Here is a 24,138-nt window from a genome sequence, read left to right on the forward strand (position 1 = left end):
CCCGGATCTCCCGGCTGCGCAGAGTTCGATACGCGGGGGCGAATCGAAACCGGCCGGATTCCGGGGACTTGGCCGGGGCCCGACGCCGAATCCGATGCGCGGGCACGCAGAATCCGATGCGCGAACCCCCGGAATCCCCGCAGAATCCGATGCGGCTCCACGCAGAGTCCGATGCCGATCCACGCAGACCCGTATGCGCAACCACCCCGCAAACTCTTGTCGCGGCGAGGAAATTCGCTCCTCCATATAATCCACATAACTGACTCTCTGAGAATCCATGACTGATAAGTCACCTATAGGCCCGAGACAGGGTTCGTTTTGAAGAACGATCGGAGGCGCCTTCGGCGCCGATCGGATACAATCGCCGAGGTAGTAGGAATTTATGGAATAAGCGAGGTTTTGCAGGGCCCTGCCCTCCCCCCACCGGGCGCTTCCCCGGAGGCCTGCCGGCGCCTATGAGCGGGGCGAGGCGCCGCCCGGAGCGGCGCGGACGGATGGCTGAGCGAGCATGAGCACCCCCCCGATCGCGCGGCTTCTCGGGATCATGGCCGCCTTGCGCGACCCGGAGGGCGGCTGCCCGTGGGACCTGGCGCAGACACATGCCAGCATCGTCCCCTACACGATCGAGGAGGCCTACGAGGTCGCCGAGGCGGTGGAGACCGGCGATCCGGAGGAGCTGCGCGACGAGCTCGGCGACCTCCTGTTCCAGGTCGTCTTCCAGGCCCGGATCGCCGAGGAGGTCGGCGCCTTCGGCTTCGACGACGTCGCCACCGCCATCGCCGACAAGATGGTGCGCCGCCACCCCCACATCTTCGGCGACTCGAAGGACCTCGACCCGGCGGCGGTGAACGCGCAATGGGCGGCGATCAAGGCCGAGGAGCGGCGCGCCAAGGCGGCCCGCGCCGCCGCCGCCGGGCGCCCGCCCGCCCCGGAGGGCACCCTCGACGGCGTGCCCCTGGCGCTCCCCGCCCTCGCCCGGGCGGAAAAGATCTCGGCCAAGGCGGCCGCCGTCGGCTTCGACTGGCCGGACGCCGCCGAGGTCGTCGCCAAGGTGCGGGAGGAGACCGACGAGGTCGTGCAGGCGCTGGCCGGCGAGGGCCCGGAGGCGGTGGCCGAGGAGATCGGCGACCTCTTGTTCTCGGTCGCCAACCTCGCCCGCCATGCCGGCGTCGATCCGGAGGAGGCGCTGCGACGCGCCAACCTGAAATTCCAGCGCCGCTTCGCCGCCATGGAGGCGGAGGTGACGAAGGACGGCCGCCCCCTGGCGCAAGCCGGCCTCGCGACGATGGAGGAGGCCTGGGTCGCGGTGAAGAAGCGGGAGCGCTGACACCTCTCTTATAGAGAGCGCTGGGCGATCGGCTTGACGTTCGATCGAATATGGGAAAATCTCTCATTCATGAGAGATGGACCCATGCCAGAGCCCGTGCCCGCCGCGTCCGGCGAGGCCGCGGAAATCGACCGGCGGCTGGCCGCCCGGCTCGCCGCCCTGCGCCAGGAGCACGGCCTGTCCCTCGACGCCCTCGCGACCGCGAGCGGGATCAGCCGCCCCACCCTGTCGCGGCTGGAGCGGGCCGAGACCAGCCCGACCGCCTCGCTGCTCGGCCGGCTCTGCACCGTCTACGGCCGGCCGATGTCGCGGCTGCTCGCCGAGATCGAGGCCGACCCGGCGGAGGTCGTGCGCCACGCCGCGCAGGCGGTCTGGGTCGATCCCGAGACGGGGTTTCGCCGCCGCGGCGTCTCGCCCCCGGCCCGGGACTTCGCCGTCGAGCTCGTCCACGGCACCCTGCCGGCCGGCGCCAGCATCGCCTACGCGGCCCCGCCCGTCGGCGGGCTCGAGCATCACCTCTGGATGCTGGCGGGCCGGCTCGACCTCGCCCTCGACGGGGTCGTGCATGCCCTCCTGCCCGGCGATTGCCTGCGCTACCGCCTCGCCGGCGCCTCCCGCTTCACCAGCCCGGGCCCGGACGAGGCCCGCTACCTGATCGCGATCGGCCGGCCGTGAGAGGATTCGAGACCATGCCCCCCATCGAGACCCTGTCGGCCGACGCGGCCGAGGCCGCCCTGCCCGACCTCGCCGCCCTCCTCCATGCCTGCGTCCTCGACGGGGCCAGCATCGGCTTCGTGCTCCCCTTCACCCTGTCCGAGGCGGAAGGATTCTGGCGCGACGGGCTGCCGGCTTTGCGCAGCGGCGCCCGCCGGCTGCTGGTCGCGCGGGACGGCACGCGCGTCGTCGCCAGCGCCCAGGTCGGCCTCGCCGGCCCGCCGAACGGCCGGCACCGGGCCGAGATCACCAAGGTGCTGGTCCACCCCCGGGCGCGCCGCAGCGGCCTCGGCCGGGCGCTGATGAACGAGGCCGAGGCGGTGGCCCGGGCGGAAGGGCGCTCGCTCCTGGTCCTCGACACCCGCTCGCACGATGCCGGCGAGGCGCTCTACCGCTCGCTCGGCTACGCCGTGACCGGCGTGGTGCCGGACTACGCCTGCTCGCCCGACGGCGTGCCGGAGCCCTGCACCTTCATGCACAAGCGGCTTCCGGGCAGCGCACCCCGGTCTGGAACCTGACGAATTTTTGATACGCCGATCGCTTGCGCGCAATCGAATACTCGGGTCATGTCGCGCCGGGCCGAATCGGCCCCGCGAAGGGATGACCGATCATGACCCGTTCCCCGATCCGGCGTGCGCTCCTCGGTGCCGCCCTGCTGCTCGCCGCCGTCCCGGCCGCCTCGGCGCAGGACGCCTCCACGGCCGAGCAGACCATCGCGGCCATGACCAAGATCTTCGGCGAGCATCCGGGCAAGCGCTCGAACCACGCCAAGGGCGTGGTGGTGGAGGGCAGCTTCACCCCGTCGGCGGATGCCAAGACCCTGAGCAAGGCCGGCGTCTTCTCCGGCGCCGCCGTGCCGGTGACCGTGCGCTTCTCCGACGCGACCGGCCTGCCGCAGATCCCCGACGGCGCCCCCGAGGCCAACCCGCACGGCCTGTCGATCAAGTTCAAGCCCGCCGACGGCTCCGAGATGGACGTCGTCACCAACTCGCTGAAGACCTTCCCGGTCGCCACCGGCGAGGAGTTCCGCGACCTCCTGGTGGCGATCACCAAGAGCGGCCCCGGCACCGCCAAGCCGACCCCGGTCGAGCAGTTCATGGCCGCCCACCCGAATGCCCCGAAGGCGCTCGCCACCGCCAAGACCCCGTCGAGCTTCGGCCGCCAGGTCTATAACGGCGTCAACGCCTTCATCCTGGTCGACGCCGCCGGCAAGCGCACCCCCTTCCGCTACCGCATCGTGCCGGTGGCCGGCGAGGAGATCCTGAGCGCCGACGACGCCAAGGCCAAGGGCCCGAACTACCTCGTCGAGGAGATGCCGGCCCGCCTCGCCAAGGCCCCGGTCGCCTTCCGGGTCGAGGCGCAGATCGCCCAACCCGGGGACTCGACCAAGGACGCGACCGTGGCCTGGCCGGAGGACCGCCGCTTCGTCGATCTCGGCACGCTCACCCTGACCAAGGCGGTGCCCGACAGCGAGACCGCCGAGAAGGCGCTGCTGTTCATGCCCAACAACCTGCCGGACGGCGTGGAGGTCTCGGACGACCCGCTGATCGACGCCCGGGTCCAGGCCTACGCGATCTCGTTCGGCCGCCGCTCGCAGTGAGGTTTTTGGCGCGCGGCGCGGCCCCTTGGGCCGGAGCCGCGCGCCTCTGTGCCGCGTCGCGGTACCCTGAACTCCTGACGTAAAACCTCTCCAGGATGGAGTAGTGGGAGCAGGTCTTCGGTTTCCAGTTCGATCGCCATGGGGTGCTCGTCGGATTTTAAGTCTATGCGAGATCCTGTTTGATTTTTTAAGCGACGGATCATCTGTATCGGCATCTTCCAACTCATGATCTCATCCCGATAACCTGGTTGGGCGGTTTTGAATTTAAAAAATTAAAATAATTATCATTTATCCTACCCTCTGCCTCATCCTGAGGTGTTAGTCGATCAACGATCGACTGACCTCGAAGGAGGGCTCCAGGGATCTCGGCGATTTCTGGAGCCCTCCTTCGAGGCTCCCTTCGGTCGCACCTCAGGATGAGGTGAGAGGGTAGGGTAATCATGAATCTCTCAAGTCTTGATCTAAAATATCATACTCAAACAGTCTCTGAGGTGTCAGTCGATCAACGATCGACTGACCTCGAAGGAGGGCTCCAGAAGCCTGAGTGATGGCTGGAGCCCTCCTTCAAGGCTCAGCGATCTCCGAACGCCAGCACCTCAGGATGAGGTCATGGATGGGGGATTCGGTGGACTCCGTCCGATGGGCCTCGGAGCAGCGAGAATGAAGGGTGCCGATTCTGTAGGCCACCAGGACCGCACGATCTTTCCGCCTTGAGGAGATCGTCGTTGCGGTCGGTCCATCCCACCGCTACCCCCACCTCCATGCCCCCCTTCCTCAAGGCCAATCGGCGCTGGCTCGCGGCCGGGTTCCTGCTCCTGTTCTGCGGCTGCTTCGGCCAGACCTTCGTGGTCGCCCTGTCGGGCGGTGCGATCCGGCAGGATTTCGGGCTGTCGGACGGGGCGTTCGGTGCGCTCTATGCCGGCGTCACCCTGGCCTCGGCCGTGGCGCTGGCGGGGCTCGGCGGGCTCATCGACCGCTGGCCGGCGCCCCGGGTGGTGAGCCTCGCCGCCGGGCTGCTCGCCATGGGGGCCGCCGGCCTCGGCCTGTCGCCGAACCTGCCCGTGCTGGCCTTGAGCCTGTTCCTGCTCCGCCTCGCCGGCCAGGGGCTGATGCTGCAGACCGCCTACACGCTGCTGGGGCGTTGGTTCTCGGCGGAGCGCGGCCGGGCGGTGTCGCTCGCCGCCCTCGGCCTCAATGCCGGCCAGGCCTGCCTGCCCCTCGGTTTCGTCGCCGTCGCCGCCCTCCTCGGCTGGCGCGGCGCCTGGCTCGGCATCGCATTGCTCCTGGTCTTCGTCGCCTTGCCGCTTGCCCGCCACCTCGTGGTACGCGAGCGGGTGCCGGTGGAGGCCGTGCGGTCCGGCCCGGCCGAGGGAGCAACGCGGGCGCAGGCCCTCGCCGACCCGTTCCTTTACCTGTTGCTGCTGGCGATGCTGCCGCCCTCCTTCATCAGCAACACGATCTTCTTCCATCAGGTGCATCTGGCCGAGAGCCGCGGCTGGCCGCCGGAGGTGCTGGCCGCCGCCTTCCCGCCCTACGCCGTCGCGACCTTCCTGTGCCTGCTGCTGGCCGGTCGCCTCATCGACCGGTTCTCCGCCCTCGCGCTGCTGCCGGTCTATCTGGTGCCGTTCGGGCTCGCCTGCCTGATTCTCGGCGGGGTCTCCGCGCCGTGGGCCGCCTTCGCCTTCATGCTGCTTTACGGCATCACCGACGGGATCTCGCTGACGCTGTTCGGAGCCCTCTGGCCGGAGGTCTACGGCACCCGCCATCTCGGGGCGATCCGCGGCGCCATCGTGGCGATCATGGTGCTGGGCACGGCGCTCGGCCCCTTCCTGTCGGGGCTGCTCATCGATGCCGGCGTGCCGTTCTCCGGGATCGTCGTCGGGTTGGGCCTCTACTGCCTCGCCGTCTCCGGTGCCCTGCTCCTGGTCCGGCGCCGCTTGATCGGGCACCTGCGCGGGCGCCGCTTCGCGGCGGCATGAGCTATCGCTTCGGCCAGGTCCAGGACGGCGGGTCGTGGTCGGGCGCGAGCGTCTCGCCGAGGCGCTTCTCCAGGATGATGCGGGCCCCGCCCTCCCGCTCCAGGGCCGCCACCAGGGCGGCGGCGTGCGACACCACCAGGACCTGCGTGGCATGCGAGGCCCGCGCGATCAGCGCGGCGAGCGGCGCCAGGAGGTCGGCATGCAGGCTTGTCTCGGGCTCGTTGAGCACCATCAGCTCGGGCGGGCGCGGCGACAGGAGCGCCGCGGCGAGCAGGATGTAGCGCAGCGTCCCGTCGGAGAGCTCCGCGCCGCGCAACGGGCGCAGCAATCCGTGCTGGCGGAATTCGAGGGTGAAGTGGTCCTCGCCGCTCGCCACCGACAGCTCCGCCCCCGGAAAGGCTTCGGCGATGGTCGCGTCGAGGGCGTCCCGGTCGCCGATCTCGATGATTGTCCGGATCGCCGCCGCGACATCGGCGCCGTCGCCGGCCAGCACCGGCGTGCGGGTGCCGATCTGCGGCCGGCGGGCCGGCGCGTCGCGGTCGGTGCGGAAATGATCGTAGAAGCGCCAGGCCCGCATCCGCTCGCGCAAGCGCAGCACGTCGAGGGCGTCGCGGGGATCGGCGCCGTGGGTCATCAGGCTGTCGTAGGCGGGCAGGTCGCCCAGCGCCTCGGTCCAGGTGCCGGTGCCGTCGCGCAGGCGCACCAGGGGTCCGCGGCGCTCGGCGAAGACGTTGGCCCGCCCGACGATCGGCCCGTTCCAGACGCTCTCGGCCTTGATCTCGGGATCGTGGGAGAAGAACGTGCCGGCAAAGGACGGCGGCGGCAGGCCGAGCGCGATGGCGTAGCCGACATCGTCGTCGGAGAAGCCGAGCTTCAGCTCGACGGGGCGGCGCCGCACCGTGCCCTCGACCCGCTGCGAGCCGTCGAGGACCCGGCGCCCGAAGGTCTCCGGCCCGGCCCAGAGCGCCGAGGCAAAACCGCCTTCCCGGGCGAGCGACGGGATCGCCCGCCCCTGCGCCACCTCGGCGAGGAGCCGCAACGCGCGGTAGAGACTCGACTTGCCGCTGCCGTTGGCGCCCGTCACCACGGTCAGCCGGTCGAGGCCGAGCACGATGTCGCGCAAGGAGCGGTAGCCGGAGATGGCGAGGCGGTGGATCGGCATGACGGTGAGGGCCTCGCGGGTTTCTCCTACCCGCCCCCCCGCAACCGCCGCGCCCCGCCGAACCGGTTGAGGAAGCGCGGCTCCTTCTCGGGGGCGATCCGGACCACGAGGTGGGTCGCCCCCTCGCCGTCCTCGCGGCGGTCGAGGACCTCGGCGTTCTCGTAGAGCCAGTGCAGCTCGGCGCCCTGCGCCGGCTCCAGGATCACCGCGAAGCTGGTGCGCGCCTCGGCGATGCGGGCCTCGATCCGGCTCATCAGGCGGTCGATGCCCTCGCCGGTGAGCGCCGAGAGCAGCACCGGTCCCGCGCTCTGCCCCCCGTTCGGCCGGCTCAGGTTGAGCAGGCGCTCGCGCTCCGCCTCGTCGAGGAGGTCGGCCTTGTTCCAGACCTCGATCACCCGGTCGGTGTTCGGCTCGATGCCGAGCTCGGTCAGCACCTGGGCGACGTCGGCGCCCTGAGCCTCCGCGTCCTCGTGGGCGATGTCGCGCACGTGGAGCAGGATGTCGGCCTCGATCACGTCCTCCAGCGTCGCCCGGAAGGCGGCGATCAGCATGGTCGGCAGGTCGGAGATGAAGCCGACGGTGTCGGACAGGATCGCGGTCTCGCCGTGCGGCAGCTTGATGGCGCGCGCCGTCGGGTCGAGGGTGGCGAACAGCATGTCCTCGGCCAGCACCTCGGCCCGGGTCAGGCGGTTGAACAGGGTCGACTTGCCGGCATTGGTGTAGCCGACGAGCGCGACGATCGGGTACGGCACCCGGCGCCGGGAGCGGCGGTGCAGGCCGCGGGTGCGGGTGACGGTCTCGAGCTCGCGCTCGATCCGGGTCATCCGCTCCTGGATCATCCGCCGGTCGGCCTCGATCTGGGTCTCGCCCGGGCCGCCGAGGAAGCCGAAGCCGCCGCGCTGGCGCTCGAGGTGGGTCCAGGACCGCACCAGCCGGCTGCGCTGGTAGGCGAGGTGCGCGTGCTCGACCTGGAGCGTGCCCTCGCGGGTCGAGGCGCGCCGCCCGAAGATCTCCAGGATCAGGCCGGTCCGGTCGATGACCTTGACGCCCCAGGCCTTCTCCAGGTTGCGCTGCTGCACCGGCGAGAGCGCGCAATCCATCACCACGAGGCGGATGCCGTCGGCCTCGATCCGCCCGGCGATCTCCTCGACGCGGCCCTTGCCCAGGAAGGTCGAGGGCCGGATCTGCTGCACGGTGACGAGGAGCCGGTCGGCGACGTCGAGCTCGATCGCGGCGGCCAAGCCCACCGCCTCGTCGAGGCGGGCGAGCGGCGCCCGGGGCTCGGCTCCGGCGTCGCGCCGGGTCTGGTAGGGGCCGATCACCAGCGTGCGGGTCTCGGCCGCGATCGCGGCTTCCGGCTCGGCCTGGCGTTGCAGGCGGATCTCGCCCGGTGTCCGCGGTTCCATCGTGTCTCCGGCTGCTCCCGAAAAAGGCCGGGAGTCCATCGGACAGAGGTTGGATGGAGCGGGGCCGGAATCAAGCGCCGGCGGGGGTGCGCCCGACGAAAAACAGGCCGCACGCGGCGGCCTGGATGAAGTCGGCGTGCCGCTCGGGCGGCACGGAGGCGCGGCGGCGGGCCGGCGAGGCCCGGCCGCGCGGGGTGCTGGCCGCGAGCCGGCGGCGGGATCAGGCCTTCTCGGCCCCCTCCTCGCCCTGCTCGAACAGCTGCACCGGATGGCCCGGCATGATGGTCGAGATCGCGTGCTTGTAGACGAGCTGCGAGTGCCCGTCGCGCCGCAGCAGCACGCAGAAGTTGTCGAACCAGGTCACGACACCCTGCAACTTCACGCCGTTGACCAGAAAGATCGTCAGCGGAATCTTGTTCTTGCGAACGTGGTTGAGGAAGGTGTCCTGCAGATTCTGAGCGCGTTCGCCCGCCATTCTTCTTGTCCTTTGAACCCGCTGCCAGTCCCTGTTGACGGGTCGGTCCGTGTTGTTGTGCTGCGGGAGGCGCGGCGCGCCGCCCCGGGAACCGGCCGCCCCATTATCACGGTGAAGCTCGCCCGGGCGCAAGTGCAGACTGGCCGCAGGGAAAGCTCCCCGGGCCGCCGAACCGCCGCAACCGTCCTTTGTCCGCGCCCCGTCGCGTCCCGGCCACAGGCCCGCCTAGCAGAACGCCCGGGGCTTGGCACCGTCAAAAGCGGGCCGGCGCGACCGCGACGCGCTCAGGCGCCGATGCCGAGGGACTTGAGCTTCCGGTGCAGGGCCGAGCGCTCCATGCCGATGAACTCGGCGGTGCGGGAGATGTTGCCGGAGAAGCGGGCGATCTGCGCCACCAGGTACTCGCGCTCGAAGATCTCGCGCGCCTCGCGCAGCGCCAGGCTCATCAGCTTCTCGCCGCCCGCCCCGCTCGGGGTGGTGGGCACCAGCGCGCCGACCTCGCTCGGCAGCATCTCGGTCGTCACCTCGGTCTCGGGATCCCCTTGCGTCAGGATCATCAGCCGCTCGACGTTGTTGCGCAGCTGGCGGACGTTGCCGGGCCAGTCGTGCGACTGCAGCACCGCCATGGCGTCGGCGGCGATGCGCCGCTGCGGCAGGCCGGTGGCGCCCGAGATCTGCTCCATGAAGAACGTGATCAGCTCGGGCACGTCCTCGCGCCGCTCGGCGAGCGAGGGCACCCGGATCGGCACGACGCTGAGGCGGTGAAAGAGGTCCTCGCGGAAGCGCCCGCCGGCGATCTCTTCCGCCAGGTCGCGCGAGGAGGACGAGATGATCCGCACGTCGACATGGACCCGGGTGGTGCCACCGACGCGCTGGAAGTTCTGGTCGACGAGGACCCGCAGGATGCGGTTCTGGGTCTCGCGCGGCATGTCCGCGACCTCGTCGATGTAGAGGCTGCCGCCATGGGCCTCCTCGAGCGCGCCCACCCGCCGCGGCTTGCCGTCGGCCGCCTCGACGCCGAACAGCTCGGCCTCCATCGTCTCGGGGGTGATCGTGGCGGCGTTGATCACCACGAAGGGGCCGTTGGCCCGCGACGAGGCGGCGTGGATGGTGCGGGCCGAGAGCTCCTTGCCGGAGCCCGGCGCGCCCGCGATCATCACCCGGGCGTTGGTGGGCGCCACGCGCTCGACGGTCTGGCGCAGCTGGTTGGCCGCCACCGAGGCGCCGACGATGCGGCTCGCCTGGCCGGAGCGCGCCTTGAGGTCGCGCACCTCGCGCTTGAGGCGCGAGGCCTCGAGCGCCCGCTCGGCGACCAGGATCAGCCGGTCGGCCTTGAACGGCTTCTCGATGAAGTCGTAGGCGCCCGCCTTGATCGCCGAGACCGCGGTCTCGATGTTGCCGTGGCCCGAGATCATCACCACCGGCAGGTCCGGGGCCTGGGCCTTGATCACGTCGAGCACCTGGAGCCCGTCGAGGCGCGAGCCCTGGAGCCAGATGTCGAGGAAGACGAGGTGCGGGCGGCGCGCCTCGATCGCCGCCAGCGCCTCGTCGGAGGAGCCGGCGGTACGGGTGCGGTGGCCCTCGTCGTCGAGGATGCCGGCGACGAGCTCGCGGATGTCGGCCTCGTCATCGACGATCAGAATGTCGGCGCTCATGGCTTCAAGGCCTCCCCGCGACGCGGGCGGCGGGCCTGAGGGCCCCGCTCCCGGTGCTGTATCGAATTGGGCTGTCGAATCGGTGGGTGTGGTCCGGCGCTCCCGGCGCGGGCCGGGGCGTCACGCGGCGGGCTCCGGTGAGGTGGCGGGGGTCTCCGGGACCTGGGCCGGCCGGGCGGTGCCGGCCTCCGTCGGCGCGTCGCGGCGCATCTCCCGCAGGACGCGCATCCGCACCTGGCCGCCGCGCCCGCGCGGGTTGTCGTTCAGCTCGATGCCGCCGCCGTGCTCTTCCAAGACCTTGCTCACGATCGCCAATCCGAGGCCCGTGCCCCCCTCGCGGGTGGTCATATAGGGTTCGAGCAGCCGCTGGCGCCCTTCCTGCGGGAATCCCTTGCCGGTATCGGTGATCTCGATCACCGCGGCCTCGCCCTCCTCGTAGAGGCGCACCGCGACCAGGCTCTCGCCCCGCACGTCCTCGGGCACCGCCTGCACCGCCTCGACGGCGTTCTTGAGGATGTTGGTGATCGCCTGCGACAGGAGCCGGGTGTCGAAGGCGGCGCTGACCCGGGCCTCGCCCTCCTGCAGCGTGAAGGCCACGTCGGGATGGGCCACCCGCATCATGAACAGGTTCTGCTTGACGATCTCGGTCAGGTCGTTGCGGGCGATGGCGGGCTTGGGCATCCGCGCGAAGGACGAGAACTCGTCCACCATCCGCTTGATGTCGTCGACCTGGCGCACGATCGTGGCGACGCACTGCTCGAAGATCTCCTTGTCGGCGGTGATCACCTTCCCGTACTTGCGCCGGATGCGCTCGGCCGAGAGCTGGATCGGGGTCAGCGGGTTCTTGATCTCGTGGGCGATGCGGCGGGCGACGTCGGCCCAGGCCGAGGTGCGCTGCGCGGTGACGAGGTCGGTGATGTCGTCCAGGGTGACGACGTAGCCGCGGTCGCCGTCCTGCGACTGCTCGCTCGTGGTGCGCACGTCGATGGTGCGCTCGCGGCCGTTGCGGGCGATCTGGATCTGCTGCTGGGTCGGGCGGGCGCGGGAATCCCCCGGCAGGCCGCCGAGCTCGGGGATCACCGCCTCGAGGGGCTCGCCGACGAGGTCGGCGACGGAGCGCCCGAGCATCCGCTCGACGGACGGGTTGGCGATGGTGATGACGCCCCGCCCGTCGACGCCGATCACGCCGGCCGGCACCCCGGCGAGCACCGCCTCGGTGAAGCGGCGGCGGCTGTCGATCTGCTCGCTCTGCTCGATCAGCGTGGCGCGCTGGCGGCTGAGCTCCTGGGTCATCTTGTTGAAGCTCTCGCCGAGGTGCTGGAGGTCGCCCTCGGTCTTCCGGAACGGCACCTGGGCGTAGTAGTTGCCCGACGCGACCTGGTCGGCGGCGTTGATCAGCCGGCGGATCGGCGTCACGAAGCGGTTGGCGAAGTTGAGCCCGAACCACACCGCCGACAGGAGCGCGATGAGCGCGATCAGCGCGAACATCGTCGCGAAGGCGATCTGCACGCTGCGCCGCCCGGCATCGATGGTCAGGAACTCGGTCGCGGCGGCCCGCGACACGCCCGGGAACTCGACGGCGAGCCGCGTCACCTCGCGCTCGACCAGCAGGAAGGCGTCGTCGTAGGCCGGCAGCTTCATCAGCGTGCCGAAGACCCGCCCCTCCCGCGGCAGCAGGCAGGTGGCGTCGGGGGATTTCGCCGCCTCCTCGAAGTCGCTGGCCGAGGGCAGCGGCGGGTCCTTCAGGATGTCGATGTTGGCCCGCGCCACGGTCTCGGTGGGCGAGCGCATGATCCGGGCGATCGGCAGGCCGAGCGAGGCGGCGCGGGCCGTCATGAAGCTCTCGAACCAGGCCCGCTCGACGTCGAAGGCGGGCCGCGCCCGGGTGAGATCGTCGGAGAGGATCCGCGCCTCGCGGGCGAGGCTCTGGCACTGGTTGGTCAGGTAGGCGTCGGCCACGTCGACCGACATCAGCACGACGTTGCGCATCCGGTCGGAGAACCAGGGCGACAGGCCGCGCTCCAGCGTGATCGACGCCACCACGGCGAGCAGCACCGTCGGCAGGGTCGCGATCAGGCTGAACAAGCCGACGATGCGGGTGTGGAGCCGGGCAGCCGCCGCGTTGGTGCGCCGGGCCCGCAGGAAGACCCGCGCCTCCCAGGCGATGACCACGACGAGCAGCAGCACCAGGGCGACGTTGCTGAGCAGCAGCGCCACCACCACGGTGTGGGTCGGCGCGATCGCCGTGGCGCCGACCAGGATCAGGAAGGTGACGAGCGCCAGCGCGAGGGCGACGCTGACCGCCAGCGCCCCGAACCAGCCCGGACCCCGCGGCGCGGCGTCCGGAACCGATCCGGGCGGGAGCGGTCCGGCGAGGTGGCCGGCCGGACCGGAAGGGGGCGCCGGAGCCCGGGGGCGTCGTGTGAACAGCATCCGTGGTGCAAGGCCACTACAGTGTGGCGAAATTAATACGGATGCCGCCGCGGCGGTCATAAGGGCCGCCGGCGGCGTCGGGTCCGCGCGGGGTCGAGCCACCGGATCGGCCCGTATGGGATCGGTCCTCGGGGATCAGGCCCGCTGCGGGACCGGGACCGGGCTGCGCGTTGTCAGGCGGCCTGGGTCGAGCGCGGACGACGGACGACCGGCTTCTGGCCCAGCCCAATGCTCTTGGCGAGCTCGGAGCGCTGGGCGGCGTAATTGGCGGCGACCATCGGGTAGTCCGGCGGCAGGCCCCACTTCTGGCGGTACTGCTCGGGGGTGAGCCCGCGGCCGGCCAGGTGGCGCTTCAGCGTCCGGTACCGGCGCCCGTCCTCGAGGCTGATCAGGTAGTCGGGCGAGACGGTCTTCTTGATCGGCACCGGCGGGGTCAGCCGCTCGGGCTCCGCCGGGGCGGCCGTGCCGAGGCGGGCGACCGCCTCGTGGACGCTGCGGATCAGGCTCGCCAGCTCGCTCACCGGCACGCTGTTGTTCGACACGTAAGCCGACACAATATCGGACACCAATCCGATCATCTGGGGCTCTTCGCCGTGGTCATGTGTACTCATGTGGTCCTCTAGAAATGCCGCCCCCTGTCCGAGGTGATGGATGTTACGCCGGTCTGCGTCAACTGCAAGCTGTCTCGGTCAACATAAAGGATCGTTCTGCTTTGACCGTCTTTTTCCGTAGCGGCGGGTGCCGGGCGTTCCGCCGCCGCGGGACTCCGCTGCCGGCCGCCGCGGAGGCTTGCGCGAGCCGCCACGGCGAAGAAGGAAAGCTCTTTGGGGACAAGGGCTTGGTATGCCGCCCGCGGCCGGTCGCCCGGCCCGGTCCGGACCTCCCGGAGGGGGGCGGGCACCGCCGGACCGGCACGGGGGCGTCACTTAACAATTGGTAAAAACTACAAAACAATAGTTCGTCTTCTGGCCAAACCCCGCGCAGAGACCCAATCCAGGCGTCGCCGGGTCGGCCACGGCGACCGCGGCTGATCGCTCGAAATCGTGTCATCCCGCTGCGATTTCGCCTGCGGCCGCCTCCGATCACGGTCCGGTGCGGCATTCGCTAGATCTAACGAGACGTCAGCCGCGCGCAGCCTGCCGGATCGACTGATCAATATGTCCGGTATGGACGATCTTCCATTGTCCAGAACCCACCCTGACGCATCGGAAACTCAGGGCGCAGGCGCGGCGGCAAGATTTCGTCCGAGCCATGCGGGGGGAAGCGCCTGTACTCGGAGGGGCCGATACGGGGGACAGTACCCTCGAACCGGCGCCGCAACGATCCGGCCTTGCCGGATTATCCCGCATCTTGGCCTTTGGTACCCCCCTCATCGTCGGGGGACAAGAAGTTGCGTCGGAATGCCGCGCTGGACCGGGCGGGTTGTCCCCCCGGTTCCGCCTCCGGCCTCGCCCGGCCGCCGTCAGCGCGGGGTGCGGAACACCTGCAGGTCGAGGTCGCGGACCTTCTTGCGCAGGGTGTTGCGGTTCACCCCCAGCAGCTCGGCGGCGCGGATCTGGTTGCCGCGGGTCGCCGCGAGCGCCGCGCCGATGAGCGGACCCTCGATCTCGCGCAGGACCCGGTGGTAGAGGCCGGGCGGCGGCAGCGTGTCCCGGTAGTTGGAGAAATACTCCGACAGGTGCCGCTCCACCGCCGCCGAGAGGCCTTCCGCCTCCCCGTTCCCCTTGCGCCCCGTCCCGCCCTGGGCGGGCGCGGCGAGCGGCAGGGTGTCGAGCTCGGCCTCGATCACCGGGCCGGTGATCGTCTCCTGCGGGTAGAGCGCCGCGAGGCGCCGCACCAGGTTCTCGAGCTCGCGCACGTTGCCGGGCCAGCGGTAGCGCTTGAGCTTCTCCATCGCGTCGCCGTCGAGCTGCTTGCGCGTCAGGCCCTCGCGCTCGACCAGCACGAAGAAGTGGCGCACGAGGTCCGGCACGTCCTCGGAGCGCTCGCGCAGGGCCGGCAGGCGCAAGGGCACCACGTTGAGGCGGAAGAACAGGTCCTCGCGGAAGATCCCCTGCTGGATCGAGACCCTGAGGTCCTTGTTGGTCGCCGCGATGATGCGGACGTTGGTCTTGATCGGCACCCGGCCGCCGACGGTGGTGTACTCGCCCTGCTGCAGCACCCGCAGGAGCCGGGTCTGGGCCTCCATCGGCATGTCGCCGATCTCGTCGAGGAACAGGGTCCCGCCCTCGGCCTGCTCGAAGCGGCCGGCGGATCTGGCGGTGGCGCCCGTGAAGGCGCCCTTCTCGTGGCCGAACAGCTCGGATTCGATCAGGTCGCGGGGGATCGCCGCCATGTTGACCGGCACGAACGGGCCCGAGCGGCGCCGGCCGTAATCGTGGAGGGCGCGCGCCACCAGCTCCTTGCCGGTGCCGGATTCGCCGGTGATCATCACCGTGAGGTCGGTCGGCATCAGGCGGGCGAGCGACCGGTAGATCTCCTGCATCGCCGGCGAGCGGCCGACGAGCGGGATGTCCTCGTTCTCGGGCGGAGCCCCCGGCGCCGCGGCGCCGCGCGGGCGCGACAGGGCGCGGCCGACGATCGCGGTCAGCTCCTTCAGGTCGAAGGGCTTTGGCAGGTACTCGTAGGCGCCGCGCTCGGAGGCCCGGATCGCCGTCATGAAGGTGTTCTGCGCGCTCATCACGATGATCGGCAGGTCCGGCCGCACCCGCTTGATGCGGGGCAGGAGGTCGAAGGCGTTCTCGTCGGGCATCACCACGTCGGTGATGACGAGGTCGCCCTCGCCCTGCGCCACCCAGCGCCACAGGGTGGCGGCGTTGCCGGTCGAGCGGACCTCGTAGCCGGCGCGCGACAGGGCCTGGTTGAGCACGGTGCGGATGGCGGCGTCGTCGTCCGCCACGATGATGTGTCCGTTCGGCATGGCGCTCACTCGGTCTCGGCGGAGGATTCGCGCCCGTCGCGGGCATGCGACATCGGCAGGAGGACGCGGAAGGCGGTGCGGCGGGGGGCGGGATCGCACTCGACGATGCCGCCGTGGTCGCCGACGATCTTGGCGACCAGCGCGAGGCCGAGGCCCGACCCTTGCGCCTTGGTGGTCACGAAGGGGTCGAACAGGTCCGGCAGCAGCTCGGCCGTGACGCCCGGGCCGTTGTCGCGCACCGCCACCTCGATCGGCAGGCTCACCCGCTCGCGCGAGCCCGGCACCTGGAGGCGAAGCCCGGTGCGGAAGGCGGTGGAGAGGACGATCTCGCCGTCGACCGCGTCGGCGCCGATCGCCTCGGCGGCGTTCTTGACGAGGTTGAGGATGACCTGGACCAGCTGGTCGCGGTTGCCGAGCACCGGCGGCAGCGAGGGATCGTAGGTCTCGACGAAGCGGATGTGGCGGGCAAAGCCCGACTGGGCCGAGCGCTTCACCTGGTCGAGGACGCCGTGGACGTTGACCGGCCCGCGCTCGACCGGGCGCTCGTCGCCAAAGAGCTCCATGCGCTCGACGATGCGCACGATCCGGTCGGATTCGTCGCAGATCAGCCGGGTCAGGAGGCGGTCGTCCTCGGCGGCCGACTGCTCGAGGAGCTGGGCGGCGCCGCGGATGCCGGCGAGCGGGTTCTTGATCTCGTGGGCCAGCATCGCGCCGAGTGCCACCATCGAGCGGGCCGCGCCCCGGTGGGTGAGCTGGCGGTTCATCTTGTCGGCGATGGTGCGCTCCTGGAGCATCAGCACCACGAGGTCGTCGTCGAGATGGGTCGCGAACACGTCGACGCTGCGCTCGACACCGGTGCGCGGCGAGGCCAGCTCGACCCGGTACTCGCTGACGCTGGCGCGGCGCCGGCGCACCTCGTCGACGAGCGCGATGATCGGCGAGGAGAACGGGATGATGTCGCGCAGGCGCTGGCGCTGCATCATCCGGCGCGAATAGTCGAAGAAGTGCTCCGCCGCCATGTTGACCTGGAGGATCCGCTCGTCCGGACCGATGGTCAGGACGGGCAGCGGCAGGGCGTTGATGATCATCTCGCTCGTCGGGTCGCTCATGAGCGAGGCCTTCCGGGTGCGGGCGGCAGGGGGTGCATCGCTCATCCTATGCGGCCCGAGGCTCGGGCCGTGCGGCGGGCTGCGCGGACCGGCCCTCGAAGGCGCGCCGCAGGAGCCGCGCGGCCTCCGCCGGGTCGGTGGTGGTGAGAAGCCGGATGCGCTCGTCGGGCCCGAGCCCGCCGGCATGGTCGGCATAGGCCGCGAGGTGCTTGCGGGCGTGGCGCACGCCCATCCGGGCGCCGTAGAGGGCGATGAGCCCGTCGTAATGCTCGGCGGCGAGCTCGGCCCGCGCGGCCGCGTCCGGCTCCGCCGGCGTCTCGCCGGCGAGCCCCGCCGCGATGGCGGCGACGAGCCAGGGCCGCCCGACCGCCGCCCGGCCGACCATCACGGCGTCGGCGCCCGACGCCGCCAGGCAGGCCTGCGCGTCCGCGAGGCTCGCCACGTCGCCGTTGGCGACCAGCGGGATCGCCACCGCCTCGCGCACTGCGCGGATCGCCGCCCAGTCGGCCCGGCCGGTATAGAATTGCTGCCGGGTGCGGCCGTGCACCGTGACGGCGGCGTAGCCGAGCCGCTCGGCCCGGCGGGCGAGGTCGGGGGCGTTGCGGGTGGCATCGTCCCAGCCGAGCCGCATCTTGACGGTGACCGGCACCGACACCGCGCCGCGCACCGCGGCGAGCAGGCGCTCGGCATGGTCGAGGTCGCGCATCAGGGCCGAGCCGGCCTGGCCGCCGGTCACGGCCTTGGCCGGGCAGCCCATGTTGACGTCGATCACGTCGGCGCCGTTCGCCTCGGCCAGCCGCGCGCCCTCGGCCATCCAGCGCGGGTCGCAGCCGGCGAGCTGGACGACGTGCGGCAGCACGCCCTCCCCTTCGGCGCGCAGGCGCGCCTCCTCGGTGCCGCGGGCGAAATCCTCCGCCGCCACCATCTCGGACACCGTCGCGGTGGCCCCGAGCCGGCGGGCGATGCGGCGCATGTGCAGGTCGGTGACGCCGGAGAGCGGCGCCAGCAGCGCGCCCTGCGCGTGCGGCGCAGCATCGTGCGCCGCCATCCGTGGCAGCGCTGCCGGCCGCACCCCCGTGGCCGCCCCCGGCCCCTCGGCGCTCAAATAATGGTCAGTCGTCATTGTGCTCAGCAAATAGCCAAAACCCGGTCGGACGCAAGCGCGTTCCCTCCCCGACCGGCGATTCGAGTCCGATTTGCGTCGGGGCCGTCCCTTCCGCGGTTCCGCGGGGCCGGCGGGCGTCGTGCGAAACCTTCCCTAACGTCGGATCGGATCGCCCGGCCCAGGATAGCGGGGCATGGCGCGGAATTGGAAGCGCCGTAACCCCGGACTTTGCTGCAGTGCAGGGCAGCATCCCGGGGCCGAGCCGTCGGCCGGGCGCCGCGCCGTCTCCGGTTCTGCATGCGCCCCACGCAACCCCGCAGCGCGGGGCCGGCGGGCCTGCAGCCCGATCCGGCCTGATGACGGTTAGATGTCCCATTCCCGCGCGGCACCCCCCTTCCCCCAGTGCATTTGCGTCGACGGGTGCGCGTCGCTAAGGAGCGGGCAATCCCGGGAGCGACCTCTTTGACACTTCCCCAGATCGCCGCAGTGGTCGTCGCCGCGGGGCGCGGCATCCGCGTCGGCGGCGACACGCCCAAGCAGTACCGCCGCGTCGGCGGCCAGGCGGTCCTGACCCGGACCCTGGCGGCGCTCGCCGCCCATCCGGGCGTCGGCCGGATCCAGGTGGTGATCGCGGCCGACGCCGCCGCCTTCTACGACGAGTGCCTGGGCGACCTGCCGCCGGCGGCGCAGGCCAAGCTCGCCCGGCCGACGCAAGGCGGCGCCACCCGGCAGGCCTCGGTCCGGGCCGGGCTCGCGGCGCTGGCGCGCGAGGCCGCGCCGGAACTGGTGCTGGTGCACGACGCCGCCCGCCCCTTCGTCGACGACGCGCTGATCGACCGGGCGATCGCGGCGGCGCAAGACCACGGCGCCGCCGTGCCGGGCGTGCCGGTGAGCGACACCATCAAGGTGGTCGAGCCGGACGGCCGGGTGCGCGCGACCCCCGAGCGCGAGTCCCTGCGGGCGGTGCAGACCCCGCAGGCGTTCCGCTTCGCGCTCCTCGCCGAGGCGCACGCGCGCGCCGCGGCGGAGGGGCACGACGGCTTCACCGACGACGGGGCGCTCGCCGAATGGGCCGGCCTGCCGGTGGCGGTCTTCCCCGGCGACCTGCGCAACCGCAAGATCACCCAGGCCGCCGACCTCGTCGAGGCCGACCGCGCCTTTTCGCCCCCCTCCGAGAGCGACTCCGCCATGACCCTCCTGACCCGCCTCGGCACCGGCTTCGACGTGCACGCCTTCACGGAAGGCGACCACGTCTGGCTCGGCGGCGTGCGCATCCCGGCCGATCGCGGCGTGCTCGCCCATTCGGACGGCGACGTGGTGCTGCACGCGCTCACCGACGCGATCCTGGGCGCGCTCGCCGACGGCGACATCGGCGTGCACTTCCCGCCGAGCGACCCGCGCTGGCGCGGCGCCTCCTCCGACCAGTTCCTCGCCGACGCGGTGCGGCGGGTGAGCGAGCGCGGCGGCGTCATCGACCACCTCGACATCACGGTGCTGGCCGAGGCGCCCCGGATCGGCGCCCACCGCGACGCGATCCGCAGCCGGATCGCCGAGATCGCCGGCGTGCCGCTCTCGGCGGTGTCGATCAAGGCGACGACGACGGAGAAGCTCGGCTTCGTCGGCCGGGCCGAGGGCCTCGCCGCCCAGGCGGCGGCCACCATCCGCCTGCCGGAGGCGCGCGCCTGATGTTCGATGCCGCCCTCATCACCCGGGCGAGCGTGCTGATCGCCGCCTATCGCGAGCGCCAGGCCCGCCTCGTCACCGCGGAATCCTGCACCGGCGGCCTGGTGGCCGCCCTGCTCACCGAGGTGGCGGGCTCCTCGCAGGTGGTGGAGCGCGGCTTCGTCACCTATTCCAACGAGGCCAAGGCCGAGATCCTCGGCGTCGACTTCAACCTGATCTCGGCCCACGGCGCGGTGAGCGAGCCGGTGGCGCGGGCGATGGCCGAGGGGGCGCTGGCCCATTCCCGCGCCGACGTGGCGCTCGCCATCACGGGCATCGCGGGTCCCACCGGCGCGACGGCGGCCAAGCCCATCGGCCTCGTCCATTTCGGCCTCGTCGCCGCCGGCCGGGCGACCCGACACATCGAGCGCCGCTACGGCGACCTCGGCCGCTCCGAGGTCCGCCGCTGCGCCGTCGAGGACGCGCTCGGCTTCCTGGAGATGGCGCTGGAGAAGGTGTGACAGGGGATCCGGAAGATTGCTTCCGGATCCCATATCACCAGCCCGCGCGGCGCTTGAGCGAAGCTGAAATCCGCATCGCGAAGCAATCAACCGGATTTCGTATGAGGGTACGCCCTCACAGGTCCAGCATCCAGGTCTCCCCCACCAGGTCCTGCCCGAAGGAGCGGTGCGGCGCCGCCTCGACCAGGCGGAAGCCCGCCTGCGCGTAGATCCGCCGGGCGCTCGTCAGCACGTCGTTGGTCCAGAGCGTGAGCTGCCGGTAGCCGCGCTCCCGGGCCCCCGCGATGCAGGAATCGGTCAGGCGCCGGCCGAGGCCCTGGCCGCGGGCCGAGGGCTCGACGTAGAGCAGGCGCAGCTTGCCCACCCCCTCAGCGCCGCCCGCGGGCACCAGGAAGACGCTGCCGGCCACCGCGCCGTCCCGCTCGGCGATCCAGGCCGCGGCCCGGGCCGGGTCGAGGTCGCGCACGAAGCCGGCCAGGATCTCGGCCACCAGCGCCTCGAAGCCCGTGTCGAAGCCGTACTCGGCGGCGTAGAGCAGGCCCTGGCGGTGGGCGATCCAGCCGAGATCGCCGGGCTGCAGGTCGCGCAGGATCGTCGGCGCGTCCGACGCCGGGTCGCCGAGCAGGCCGCGCACCCGCGCCATCGCGCCGACGAGGAGCGCCCGGTCGGCGGCGGGCAGCCGGGCGAGCAGGGCCCGCACCTCGGCGCGCGAGGCCGCGTCGAGCGGCGCGTAGGCCGCCCGGCCGTCCGCGGTCAGGGCCAGGACCTGGCGCCGCCCGTCCTCCGGCGCGGCCCGGCGGGTCACCAGGCCCTGGTCCTCGAAGCGCTTGAGCAGGCGGCTGAGATAGCCCGCATCGAGGCCGAGATCCTGGCCGAGGACCGAGGCGGTCAGGTGATCGCGGTGGGCGAGCTCGTAGAGCACCCGCGCCTCGGTGAGCGAGAAGGCGCTGCGGTGGAGCCCCTCCTCCAGGAGGCCGATCTGGCGGGTGTAGAACCGGCCGAAGGCCCGCACCGCCCCGACCATCGCTTCGTCGACGTCCCCACCCTCGTCCCGCATCGCCGCCCGCCTCCGCTCAGGCCGGCAGGATCGTCCGATCGATTGACTGAGTCAACTATTCGTCGCGCGGTGCCAGCGCCGCGACGAGGTCGCGCACCTGCTTGAGCCGGAAGGGTTTTCGCAGGAAGGCGGCGTGGCCGCCGGCGCGCTCGCGCACGGTCTCCTCGGGCATCGAGCTCATCAGCACGACCGGGATGCCCCGCGTGCCCGGGTCTCCCGCGAGGGCGGCCAGCATCGCGGGCCCGTCCATCACCGGCATCATGAAGTCGAGGAAGATCAGGTCGGGCGGGTCGGCGGCCACGCGGGCGAGGCCCTGGCGCCCGTTGGCGGCGGTCGCCACGGCGTGGCCGTCGTCGGACAGGACCGCGTCCAGCAGCTCGGCGATGCCGAACTCGTCGTCGACGATGAGCACCCTCGCCACGGGCCTACTCCCCGCCGCGGCTCGGGGCGTCCCGGTCGGCCAGGATCGCCTCGGCGCGATCGGGGCCGTCGTCGATCGCCAGGCCGCCGGGGCGGATGTCGAAGACGCGCAGGCGGGGGTCGATCCGGGCGTCCCGGACCTTGGCGACGGCGATCAGGCGGTGGCGGCCGGAGCGCAGGGCGCAGGAGCGCATCAGCACCACGTTCTCGGCGACGCTGGAGGTCTGCCGCAGGGAGCCGCTGCCGGAGGGCGCATCGACGAAGGTGCCGCGCAGATCGGTTTCTCGGGTGTACATCGCCGTCACGCCCAGCGCCCTCAGCTCCGCCGTGAGAGCGGCGAAGATGCGGACGATCCGGTCCTGATCCCCTGCGATCCGGCTCATCGCGTCCAGACCGTCGATGAACACGCGCCGGACCCCCCGGTTCCGGATATCGCGCAGGAGATCGTCGCAGACCTCGTCGATCAGCCCCTCGGTGGCCGGCTGCCACATCACCCCGACCCGGCCCCGCTCGATCAGGCCGGCGACCGGCAGCGCGAGCGCCCGCGCCTTGGCGAGGAGCGCCGCCTCGCTCTCGTAGAAGCCGCAGAGCAGGCCCGGCGCCTCCGGGTCGGCGCCGAGGAACTGCAGGCCGAGCGTGGTCTTGCCGATGCCGGCGGGACCGCCGACCAGGGTGGTGGAGGCGTGCGGCAGGCCGCCGCCCAGCATCGCGTCGAGGGGGGGCAGGCCGGTGGTCAGCGCCGGCCCCTCGACAGGGTCGCGCCGGCTCGGCACCCGCAGGCGCGCCTCGATGCGGGGAAACACCCGGACCCCGTCGTCGGTGATGCGGAAGGCGTGGCGCCCGCGCAGGAAGCCGCCGCCGCGGAACTTGCGCACCTCGATCTCGCGCTCGGCCCGCCACCCGGCGAGGCGGCTCGACAGGACGATGAGCCCGTCCACCATCGTGTGCTCGGCCGCCACCAGATCGGCCCCGGCCGAGGCGCTGGTGAGCAGGAGCGCGGTGGCGCCGGTGGCGGCGGCCTGGGTCTGCAATTCGTGGATGAAGGTCTTGAACTCGAGGGTCGAGGCGGCGGTCTCCTCCGCCGCCACCAGCCCGTCGAGGACGACGAGGCTCGCCTCGCGGTGGGCGGTCTCCCGCCGCAGCAGGGTCAGGAGGCCGGCCAGCCCCTCGTCCTGCAGGGTGCGGAAGGCGCTGAGATACGTGATCCGGTCGGGGATCAGGTCGGGGCGGAAGAAGCCGAGCGGCGCGATGTGGCCGAGCATCCGCGCGTGGCTCTCGGCCAGCAGCGTGACGTAGAGCGCCCGGTGCTCGGGCGCGGCGCCCGGATCGCATGTGGCGGGCGAGGCGCCCCTATCCTCGTAGGCGGGCGAGGCGCCCATATCCTCGTAGGCGGGCGAGGCGCCCGCATGGGTGTAGCAGGCCTGGTTGCCGAAGATGGTTTTGCCCGAGCCCGGCGTGCCCTGGACGATGTAGACGCCGCCGCGAAACAGCCCGCCGCCGAGGATCTCGTCGAGGCCGGCGATTCCCGTCGGAACCCGCTCCAGCCCGCCATAGGCCCCGGCCTGCCCCATGCTCGGTCCCGCCCCCGTCATCCGCGCTCTCGGCCTCGTGTGGAATTCATCGACCCCGCGCGGGATCGTCGATCCCCGCCGTGATCGCCTACCCGTGCAGGGGAAGCGTTACCGTGAAGGTCGCGCCTTCGCCAGGGCGGCTCTCGAGGGCGACGCTCCCACCCATCGCCTCGGCGAGGCGGCGCACCAGCCACAGCCCGACCCCGAAGCCGGTCGGCGCCGTGCCGGGATCGGCCACCGCGCGCTCGAACCGCTCGAAGATCCGGCCCTGGTCGGCCGCCGGGATGCCGACGCCGCGGTCGCTCACCCGGATCCGCGCCACCGCGCCGTCCCGCGCCGCCGCCACCGCGATGGCGCCGCCGTCGCCGTACTTGATCGCGTTGGTGATCAGGTTGTCGAGGATCTGGTCGAGGGCGAGGCGCTCGCAGGACAGCACGAGGTCGTCCGGCACCGCGACCGCGATCGCGCTGCCGGCATGCGCCGCCATCGGCCGCAGGCTCTCCACCACCTCGTCCACCACCTCGGCCAGCGGCACGGGCGTGGCCAGCAGCGCGAGCTGCCCGGCCTGCGCCCGCGACACGTCGAGGAGGGTGGTGGCCCGGCGGATGTAGCGCTCGACGAGCCAGTGCAGCTGCGCCAGCCCCTGCGCCACCCGGCCCTCCGGCGCGTCGCGCTCGGCGGCGGCGCGCAGGCGCTCGACCTGGCCGAGGATCGGGGTCATCGGGTTGCGCAGCTCGTGCGCCACGCCGGCCAGGAACGCGTCGCGCTCGGACAGGGCGCGCCGCAGGGCGCCGACCTCCCGGCGCAACGCGGCGGCCTCGTCGGCCTCCGCCGTCTCGGCCAGGATTCGCTCCGCCCCGCTCATGCGCGCGGCCGTCCGCTCCCGACGGGAGGCGTCCGGCCGGGAAACCGGCAGGCTGTCCGGTTCGACGGCGTGGGGGGCGAGGTCGGCATCACCCGCACGGCATAACAAATCGCGGCCGGGCAGGCGAGCGCCCGCCCGCATGCCCGAAGGGTCCTTC

At 72.0% G+C, this 24,138-nt stretch carries 20 protein-coding genes; 7 read left to right on the forward strand and 13 right to left on the reverse strand.

Features of this window, described 5'->3' with window-relative positions:
* Positions 1-508 precede the first annotated feature (508 nt).
* From mazG to V3T34_RS06055, 5 genes are all read left to right on the forward strand, one after another.
* Complete coding sequence (gene mazG / locus V3T34_RS06035) at positions 509-1,327, forward strand: nucleoside triphosphate pyrophosphohydrolase (RefSeq protein WP_305078711.1); 819 nt, start codon at positions 509-511, stop codon at positions 1,325-1,327.
* A gap of 84 nt (positions 1,328-1,411) precedes the next feature.
* Entirely contained in the window at positions 1,412-2,002 is a 591-nt protein-coding gene (locus tag V3T34_RS06040) for a helix-turn-helix domain-containing protein (protein WP_305078712.1), read from the forward strand.
* A gap of 14 nt (positions 2,003-2,016) precedes the next feature.
* The gene (locus tag V3T34_RS06045) at positions 2,017-2,559 is read left to right on the forward strand and encodes a GNAT family N-acetyltransferase (RefSeq protein WP_305078713.1); all 543 of its coding nucleotides are present in this window, start codon (positions 2,017-2,019) and stop codon (positions 2,557-2,559) included.
* A gap of 92 nt (positions 2,560-2,651) precedes the next feature.
* Positions 2,652-3,641, forward strand: coding sequence for a catalase family peroxidase (locus tag V3T34_RS06050; protein WP_305078714.1), 990 nt, complete (start codon positions 2,652-2,654; stop codon positions 3,639-3,641).
* Between the two features lie 761 nt (positions 3,642-4,402).
* Positions 4,403-5,620 carry an MFS transporter gene (locus tag V3T34_RS06055; RefSeq protein WP_305078715.1) on the forward strand — a complete coding sequence of 406 codons (1,218 nt, stop codon included), beginning with the start codon at positions 4,403-4,405 and terminating at the stop codon, positions 5,618-5,620.
* A gap of 1 nt (position 5,621) precedes the next feature.
* Here V3T34_RS06055 and V3T34_RS06060 read toward each other — a convergent pair whose 3' ends face one another.
* The 9 genes from V3T34_RS06060 to dusB form a co-directional block, all read right to left on the reverse strand.
* A complete protein-coding gene (locus tag V3T34_RS06060; RefSeq protein ID WP_305078716.1) occupies positions 5,622-6,782 on the reverse strand; it encodes an AAA family ATPase in 1,161 nt (386 codons plus the stop codon).
* Between the two features lie 26 nt (positions 6,783-6,808).
* Positions 6,809-8,188, reverse strand: a complete 1,380-nt coding sequence (gene hflX / locus V3T34_RS06065) for a GTPase HflX (RefSeq protein WP_060847706.1) — start codon at positions 8,186-8,188, stop codon at positions 6,809-6,811.
* 220 nt (positions 8,189-8,408) lie between these two features.
* A complete protein-coding gene (gene hfq / locus V3T34_RS06070) occupies positions 8,409-8,663 on the reverse strand; it encodes an RNA chaperone Hfq (protein WP_048429571.1) in 255 nt (84 codons plus the stop codon).
* A gap of 284 nt (positions 8,664-8,947) precedes the next feature.
* Positions 8,948-10,318: a nitrogen assimilation response regulator NtrX gene (gene ntrX / locus V3T34_RS06075; protein WP_091744266.1), complete on the reverse strand. Its 1,371-nt coding sequence runs from the start codon at positions 10,316-10,318 to the stop codon at positions 8,948-8,950.
* Positions 10,319-10,438: 120 nt separating this feature from the next.
* A complete protein-coding gene (locus tag V3T34_RS06080; RefSeq protein WP_060847708.1) occupies positions 10,439-12,751 on the reverse strand; it encodes a sensor histidine kinase NtrY-like in 2,313 nt (770 codons plus the stop codon).
* Positions 12,752-12,924: 173 nt separating this feature from the next.
* Positions 12,925-13,362: a Ros/MucR family transcriptional regulator gene (locus V3T34_RS06085; RefSeq protein ID WP_060847709.1), complete on the reverse strand. Its 438-nt coding sequence runs from the start codon at positions 13,360-13,362 to the stop codon at positions 12,925-12,927.
* A gap of 851 nt (positions 13,363-14,213) precedes the next feature.
* On the reverse strand, positions 14,214-15,671 hold the full coding sequence (gene ntrC, locus V3T34_RS06090) for a nitrogen regulation protein NR(I) (RefSeq protein WP_048429567.1): 1,458 nt from the start codon (positions 15,669-15,671) through the stop codon (positions 14,214-14,216).
* 5 nt (positions 15,672-15,676) lie between these two features.
* Positions 15,677-16,780, reverse strand: coding sequence for a two-component system sensor histidine kinase NtrB (locus V3T34_RS06095; RefSeq protein ID WP_091745038.1), 1,104 nt, complete (start codon positions 16,778-16,780; stop codon positions 15,677-15,679).
* 46 nt (positions 16,781-16,826) lie between these two features.
* A complete protein-coding gene (gene dusB, locus V3T34_RS06100; RefSeq protein WP_407942678.1) occupies positions 16,827-17,903 on the reverse strand; it encodes a tRNA dihydrouridine synthase DusB in 1,077 nt (358 codons plus the stop codon).
* A 444-nt stretch (positions 17,904-18,347) separates the two neighbouring features.
* On the opposite strand from dusB, the gene V3T34_RS06105 reads away from it, so the two are divergent.
* A complete protein-coding gene (locus V3T34_RS06105) occupies positions 18,348-19,571 on the forward strand; it encodes a bifunctional 2-C-methyl-D-erythritol 4-phosphate cytidylyltransferase/2-C-methyl-D-erythritol 2,4-cyclodiphosphate synthase (RefSeq protein WP_210344501.1) in 1,224 nt (407 codons plus the stop codon).
* Positions 19,568-20,068 (forward strand): CinA family protein, encoded by a 501-nt coding sequence (locus tag V3T34_RS06110; protein ID WP_060849443.1) that lies wholly within the window; start codon positions 19,568-19,570, stop codon positions 20,066-20,068. Before V3T34_RS06105 ends, V3T34_RS06110 begins: the two co-directional genes overlap by 4 nt.
* A 115-nt stretch (positions 20,069-20,183) precedes the next feature.
* Here V3T34_RS06110 and V3T34_RS06115 read toward each other — a convergent pair whose 3' ends face one another.
* The 4 genes from V3T34_RS06115 to V3T34_RS06130 all read right to left on the reverse strand — a co-directional run bounded on the left by V3T34_RS06115 (position 20,184) and on the right by V3T34_RS06130 (position 23,981).
* Positions 20,184-21,125: a bifunctional helix-turn-helix transcriptional regulator/GNAT family N-acetyltransferase gene (locus V3T34_RS06115; RefSeq protein ID WP_305078719.1), complete on the reverse strand. Its 942-nt coding sequence runs from the start codon at positions 21,123-21,125 to the stop codon at positions 20,184-20,186.
* Positions 21,126-21,180: 55 nt separating this feature from the next.
* Positions 21,181-21,546 (reverse strand): response regulator, encoded by a 366-nt coding sequence (locus V3T34_RS06120; RefSeq protein WP_060847712.1) that lies wholly within the window; start codon positions 21,544-21,546, stop codon positions 21,181-21,183.
* Between the two features lie 4 nt (positions 21,547-21,550).
* On the reverse strand, positions 21,551-23,137 hold the full coding sequence (locus V3T34_RS06125) for an RAD55 family ATPase (protein ID WP_331369128.1): 1,587 nt from the start codon (positions 23,135-23,137) through the stop codon (positions 21,551-21,553).
* A 67-nt stretch (positions 23,138-23,204) separates the two neighbouring features.
* Positions 23,205-23,981 (reverse strand): sensor histidine kinase, encoded by a 777-nt coding sequence (locus V3T34_RS06130; protein WP_091882548.1) that lies wholly within the window; start codon positions 23,979-23,981, stop codon positions 23,205-23,207.
* Positions 23,982-24,138: the final 157 nt, after the last annotated feature.

It is taken from the genome of Methylobacterium ajmalii (assembly GCF_036448855.1).
GTDB lineage: Bacteria > Pseudomonadota > Alphaproteobacteria > Rhizobiales > Beijerinckiaceae > Methylobacterium > Methylobacterium ajmalii.

Coding starts and splice junctions, on each gene's coding strand:
- V3T34_RS06060 (WP_305078716.1), bottom strand. CDS start 6,782: ATGCCGATCCACCGCCTCGCCATCTCCGGCTACCGCTCCTTGCGCGAC.
- V3T34_RS06125 (WP_331369128.1), bottom strand. CDS start 23,137: ATGACGGGGGCGGGACCGAGCATGGGGCAGGCCGGGGCCTATGGCGGG.
- hfq (WP_048429571.1), bottom strand. CDS start 8,663: ATGGCGGGCGAACGCGCTCAGAATCTGCAGGACACCTTCCTCAACCAC.
- V3T34_RS06095 (WP_091745038.1), bottom strand. CDS start 16,780: ATGAGCGACCCGACGAGCGAGATGATCATCAACGCCCTGCCGCTGCCC.
- dusB (WP_407942678.1), bottom strand. CDS start 17,903: ATGACGACTGACCATTATTTGAGCGCCGAGGGGCCGGGGGCGGCCACG.
- mazG (WP_305078711.1), top strand. CDS start 509: ATGAGCACCCCCCCGATCGCGCGGCTTCTCGGGATCATGGCCGCCTTG.
- V3T34_RS06080 (WP_060847708.1), bottom strand. CDS start 12,751: ATGCTGTTCACACGACGCCCCCGGGCTCCGGCGCCCCCTTCCGGTCCG.
- hflX (WP_060847706.1), bottom strand. CDS start 8,188: ATGGAACCGCGGACACCGGGCGAGATCCGCCTGCAACGCCAGGCCGAG.
- V3T34_RS06055 (WP_305078715.1), top strand. CDS start 4,403: ATGCCCCCCTTCCTCAAGGCCAATCGGCGCTGGCTCGCGGCCGGGTTC.
- V3T34_RS06130 (WP_091882548.1), bottom strand. CDS start 23,981: ATGAGCGGGGCGGAGCGAATCCTGGCCGAGACGGCGGAGGCCGACGAG.
- V3T34_RS06115 (WP_305078719.1), bottom strand. CDS start 21,125: ATGCGGGACGAGGGTGGGGACGTCGACGAAGCGATGGTCGGGGCGGTG.
- V3T34_RS06045 (WP_305078713.1), top strand. CDS start 2,017: ATGCCCCCCATCGAGACCCTGTCGGCCGACGCGGCCGAGGCCGCCCTG.
- V3T34_RS06085 (WP_060847709.1), bottom strand. CDS start 13,362: ATGAGTACACATGACCACGGCGAAGAGCCCCAGATGATCGGATTGGTG.
- V3T34_RS06050 (WP_305078714.1), top strand. CDS start 2,652: ATGACCCGTTCCCCGATCCGGCGTGCGCTCCTCGGTGCCGCCCTGCTG.
- V3T34_RS06040 (WP_305078712.1), top strand. CDS start 1,412: ATGCCAGAGCCCGTGCCCGCCGCGTCCGGCGAGGCCGCGGAAATCGAC.
- ntrX (WP_091744266.1), bottom strand. CDS start 10,318: ATGAGCGCCGACATTCTGATCGTCGATGACGAGGCCGACATCCGCGAG.
- ntrC (WP_048429567.1), bottom strand. CDS start 15,671: ATGCCGAACGGACACATCATCGTGGCGGACGACGACGCCGCCATCCGC.